Genomic DNA, 5,690 nt, shown 5'->3' on the forward strand with positions numbered 1-5,690 from the left:
CCCCGAGCAGTCAAACGAAGACCACAGCGATATGCTAGAAATAAAAAATGCCAATAAGCTTAACTTACTGGCATTACACCAAAAGGTGGGTTTTCATTGGCCATACCGCTCTTTTTCAAACGTGTCAATTAAGCTCTTACTGCGCCTTCCAACTCACGTCCAGATTTGCAAAACTGTTGTATGCATACACGCCAATATACCATGTTCCCGCCACAGGTGAGCTCAAAGTACAGGTCTCTTCATTACCATTCTTAAAGGGACGACAATCGTAACTCGATTGCGTTGGCTGCCCCGCTTGTCTGACGTATAAATCCGCATCTCCAGAGCCACCAGTTGTTGAGACAATCAAAGATTGCATACCACTAGGCACAGTGATTTCATATTGCAACCAGCTTCCAGAACTTGCCGACTGCTTCAGCCAACTACCACTGTCTCCTCCGCCATTACCTTCAGAAAAGGCCCCCAATAATGTCATTCCCGCATAACTAGAATAACCACGTACCATCACATAATAATCTCCAGCGGTATCAGGACTAAACTGGCAGCTTTCATCATTGCCACTAACATACGGACGACAATCATAATCATCTGTGCTCGGTCTAGCGCCTAATTTCACATACAAGTCAGCATCGCCCGTTCCACCTGAAGTCGCAATTGTAACGTTATTGGCCTGAGCGGGCACAGATAACACATAATTCACTTCACTGCTTTTTGCTCCCGATAAATTCGTCACTGGCACATCATTAACTAATGGAATACTGTTATCACTTCCCGCCTCAGTATTAAAACCCAGCTCAATAGCAAAAGCCGTGGCAAGTTTTGCAAAATTAAGCGCATGCTCGCCCGTTGCATCGAGTCTATCTTCTGTATCATTCATCGTATGGATCGCACGATTATACTGACTCATTTTCGCTTCAAAGGGCATACTGGCGGGATAACCTAAGTTATGCCAAGAAGCATGATCAGAACACGCATAACCACAACTATCTGTGCCGTAACTCACTTCAGGTAAATAGGTATCCACTAAGCTCATTAAATAACTGTTGAGTCCAGAGTCGGTATAATCATCGATAAAAATAATATTTTCAGTACTACCTATATACCCTGTCATATCTAATTGCATCACAGCAATGATATTATCGTTATCTGTAGAAGCCTGACTGGCGATTTCACCACTGCCTCTAAGTCCCACTTCTTCAGCGGCATACCCCATAAATTTAATCGTCCTTTTTGGCTGAATACCTTGCGCCATAAAAACACGGATCACTTCCGTGATTGTCGCAATACCTGAGGCATTATCATCAGCGCCTGGAGCTTGCATATTATTCCCTGATCCAGAATTACTAATGGAATCTAAGTGGCCACCAATGACAATAATATCATCAGGGGCTTCACTTCCCGTTAAGGTTAATATGACTGAATCTTGAGACCATGATGCATGGGGATAATAACTCATGCTCGCCCAGCTCTCGCTGCTACTTAGCTGCTCCCAAGTATCACCTAACCATTGCGCTGCATTTACACCTTGAGTGGAATGATAATAACGGTTTTGAAAAGCTGATAATGTGCTAATAGAAGCCTGTAAACTCGCACTTGAAAGCAAAGGCAATGCCGCATTCACTTTATCTGCTTGATTAATTGGTGGAGGATTAAAGGCTAACGAATGCACAGGTAATTGACTCACCACATAAGCTGCAGCTTCAGAGTCATGCAGGGTGAAGCCTCCACAACGTTGATGCTCTTCATGCATCAATTCACTTAAAGCCAACACTTGTTTTTCTGAAATTTTCGCTATCATTTTATGCTGTAAATTATCAGGACTGCTGGGCACTAATACACTTGCATTTACTCGCTTCAAAACCTTAAGCGAATCAGCATCTGTTGTGATCCATAAATCATTCGCATAAGCATTTAATGCCAATATCAACCCCGAGATACTCAATAGTAAAGTAGTAAAAACGCGCTTCATTGTTATTTTCCTTTCAATTTTATTGATGAAACATCCTTTTACCTGAACTCGGAATAATCAGTTTCAGTTAAACTTGAAGCTATATTTAATAAGTCATTAAAAATAATTAGTTAACTTACTTCAACCCCCTTAACTTATATTAAAATTGTCATTTTTCGATATCAAAGCAGGCATTCGTACACAAAAAGCTGGCAACAACGCGAAGTTTCAACACAAATATAAGCAGAAAAAATGATAGCTAAGGGTGTGACATAAACTGAGATCAGATCTATCTAATAACGCCTATATTGACCGTAAGCCCGTCAATATTTCCCTTTAGATTATAGAAGCAATAACAATTCAACAACACTAATTTAGCTAAACATTAATTAGTGGAATCTAAATATTTTCACTTTGTTGAAACATGGCTATTGCATAACGAGCAAGATGCTTTTAGACCAATAGCTATATAAGATAAAAGTCATTATGTGACATGGATCAATATTATGTGTGACCCATTGTCGCACTCCGACATTTTATATTTGACCTCACGTGCTGTTTATTGACAATGCCCGCCTCAATGACCAAACTGAGTTACCATGACATCCCCGCACTTTTCATTTTATGCCGCTATCACTTTGAGCCTGAGTTTAACACCTCAAAATTTCGCTTTTGCTCATACAGAAATCATTAATCCTGATGTTGTAGAAATTGATGAACATCTGGTGATCACAGGCGATCCCATGCTTGAACCCGTTAAAGTCAGTACCGATCCCAAAAAGCCTAGGCTTCCCCTTCCGGCTTATGATGGTGCGGGCTATCTCAAAACCATTTCAGGATTTAATGTTGGCCGTAAAGGTGGAGCCGGTGGCGATCCGGCTTTGCGCGGTATGGGAGGCTCTCGCGTCAGTATTGTTGATGATAGCCAGCATGTGTATGGCACATGTGGAGGAAGGATGGATCCTCCTACTGCTTATATTTATCCTGAAACCTATTCCAGTATTACCGTCATCAAAGGGCCACAAACCGTTAAATATGGCCCAGTGGGATCCGCAGGCACCGTGTTATTTGAAAAAGATCGTCACAGCTTCACTGACACAGATTTAGAAGGTCGCATCAGTAGCACCTTTGGCAATTTTAATCGTCGTGATTATGTTGGCGCCCTAAAATTTGGCGGCACACAAGGCTATATTGATATCGATGCCAATCAATCCAGCAGTGGTGATTATAAAGATGGTGATGGCAATAAAGTGCAATCAAGCTACGATCGCCACAATGCTAAAGTGGCACTGGGCTGGACACCGACCCAAGACAGTGTGGTAGAACTCGCTTATGGATATTCCAACGGTGAAGCAGAATATGCAGATCGTTCTAATCAAGCTCGCGAAATTAAAAATGAAAATGTCAGCTTACTGGCACAAATTGATCTCGATTTCACTTTGTTAGATAAAATAGAACTTCAGGCCTACAGTAATCATAACAACCACATCATGGATCAATTTGATCTTGGTGTTAACGCAGGAGCCAATGTTAGACGCAATACTGCGGGCGGACATATCTGGTTTGATCTCATTCCCAATGACGCTCTCTCCCTCACACTGGGTATTGATCATATGCAAAGCCAACATAAGGGACGATACATAGATAAAACCCAAGACAATGGGCTCAATGATCTCCTCGCAAAGCCTTTTAGAAACAATCTGGAATATAAAAATAGCGCCTTATTTAGTGAGTTAACTTATGCACTACCTGATGGAAAAATCGTTTCAGGTTTACGCTTTGATCATTGGAATACTGAACTCTTTATTGGACAAACAGGCAAGCGAACCGATGACCTCAGCAGTGGTTACCTTCGCTATGAGCTTCCAATACTGCAAGATCAATACTATGTCGGTCTAGCCCATGCTCAGAGAATGCCTGACTATTGGGAGTTAATGAAAGCAAGCTCAAATGATCTCAACCAAAAAGCGTTTAATTTAAAACCGGAAAAAAACACTCAAGTCGATATAGGCTGGATTTACCAGAATGAAATAACTGTCTCCACATCTTTGTTTTATAGCCAAGTTGAAGACTATATTCTGATTAACAGCAACACAGATAGCACAACAGCTTACAATATTGATGCCACTATATTGGGCGGCGAATTGGAACTCAATGTACCGCTATCTGCACATTGGTCAACTCAAAATAGCCTCAGCTATAGTCATGGCCGAAATAACACTGAACATACGCCACTTGGACAAATATCCCCATTAGAGGCAAAGTTTGCATTAAATTATGAGTACCACGCATGGACAGTTGGCACATTATGGCGAGTGGTTGCAGCCCAAAACCGCGTCACATTAGGTGAAGGCAATATTGCTGGCCAAGATTTAAGTAAAAGCAAGTCCTTTAACACAGTTGCACTCAATGCCAGCTGGCGTCATGATTTAGGTTTGTTAGTGAGTTTAGGTATTGAGAACCTCTTTAACACTACCTATGCGGAGCATATTAGTCGCTCAGGAGCCGGTAACAATATACCGGGCAGCGAACCTATGTTTCAAGTAAATGAACCTGGCCGCACCGCATGGATTAAAGCCGATTATACTTTTTAATCCTGTTTTCGATCACTTAGCCTTTCATTTATAAGCTTGATGATTTATCAAAAAAGGCGATATCTTGATAAGTCATCAACAAGCATTAAAACCACCTATAATATGCCTACTTGTACTAAGTCTTGCTGAAAGGATGTTTTATGAAAGCCTATGCTATCTTTTGTTGTCTTTTTTTAGTGGTTAGTAGCAATATTTCCGCCAAGACCACATCTATCATTCCTACGCCATTTGAATCCAGCCCGCAATCGACACTGCCCACATCAAAAGACATTGCATTGTATTTACAAAAAATAGTCAAAAAGAGTCCAGAAGCCACTTTGGTGCAACTCGGTAAATCTGCGGGAGATCGTCCAATTTACGGAGTCCGTCTTTCAAAAGATCCACAATTTCTAAAAAATGGCCTCGCCGATCCAAACAAGCTCACAGGCAGCAAATGGGAAATCTATGAATACGCACAATAAACGCGTCTTTCTTGGGTTTTCCTTAACTGAGCAGCAAACTCGAGTGATATCGCTATTACAGAGCCAATTGCCAAATAATGTGAGGTTAGTCCCTAAAGCGAACTTACACATGACCTTAGCTTTTTTAGGCCAAATCAGCTCACATCAACTCAGCCAGCTTAATGAACAAATTGAGCTTATTAACAAACGAACATTCAAAGTGACGTTAAATGAGCTTGCCTATTGGCAGAAACCTAACATATTGTGTTTAAAGGGCGTAGCGAATGACGCAAACTTACTCCAACTAGCTAACGACACTCAATGGATCGCGAAAAAGCTAAACTTACACCAAAGTGAATACAATTATACCCCGCACATCACCCTCTGCCGTAAAGCCAAACCGACTATGGAAGCACTCATTAATTCTATTAGCCTTTCGGCACTCACGCTTAATCCAACTCAACTGCATTTATTTGAATCTTACTCAGGAGAGCATGGCGTCAAATACCCCATTCTTGAAAGTTGGAAGCTTAAATAGGCTGATACTCCTATAACTAGAGTTTATCTTTTAGCGTCAACAGCTAAGTTAATTCGAAATTAGCCCCTTCTTACTACTTGTATAACAATGTACTTTATACCAATTCCATTATATAAGTGATCTTTCAGCGGGAATTCAACATGCTGTAGGCAAGGTCGTTAATTGCTCCT

At 41.2% G+C, this 5,690-nt stretch carries 4 protein-coding genes; 3 read left to right on the top strand and 1 reads right to left on the bottom strand.

Annotation, left to right across the window (positions count from 1 at the left end; all coding sequences use genetic code 11):
- Window positions 1–136: 136 nt before the first annotated feature.
- Window positions 137–1,969, bottom strand: coding sequence for a M20/M25/M40 family metallo-hydrolase (locus Q0791_RS24100; RefSeq protein WP_299011808.1), 1,833 nt, complete (start codon window positions 1,967–1,969; stop codon window positions 137–139).
- 578 nt (window positions 1,970–2,547) lie between these two features.
- Between Q0791_RS24100 and Q0791_RS24105 the strand changes: the two genes are divergently transcribed.
- The 3 genes from Q0791_RS24105 to thpR all read left to right on the top strand — a co-directional run bounded on the left by Q0791_RS24105 (window position 2,548) and on the right by thpR (window position 5,520).
- Window positions 2,548–4,542, top strand: a complete 1,995-nt coding sequence (locus tag Q0791_RS24105; RefSeq protein WP_299011809.1) for a TonB-dependent copper receptor — start codon at window positions 2,548–2,550, stop codon at window positions 4,540–4,542.
- Window positions 4,543–4,682: 140 nt separating this feature from the next.
- Window positions 4,683–5,003: a hypothetical protein gene (locus Q0791_RS24110; RefSeq protein WP_299011810.1), complete on the top strand. Its 321-nt coding sequence runs from the start codon at window positions 4,683–4,685 to the stop codon at window positions 5,001–5,003.
- Window positions 4,987–5,520: an RNA 2',3'-cyclic phosphodiesterase gene (gene thpR / locus Q0791_RS24115; RefSeq protein WP_299011811.1), complete on the top strand. Its 534-nt coding sequence runs from the start codon at window positions 4,987–4,989 to the stop codon at window positions 5,518–5,520. Before Q0791_RS24110 ends, thpR begins: the two co-directional genes overlap by 17 nt.
- Window positions 5,521–5,690 lie beyond the last annotated feature (170 nt).

The sequence above is a fragment of the uncultured Shewanella sp. genome (genome assembly GCF_947495455.1).
Taxonomy (GTDB): Bacteria; Pseudomonadota; Gammaproteobacteria; order Enterobacterales; family Shewanellaceae; genus Shewanella.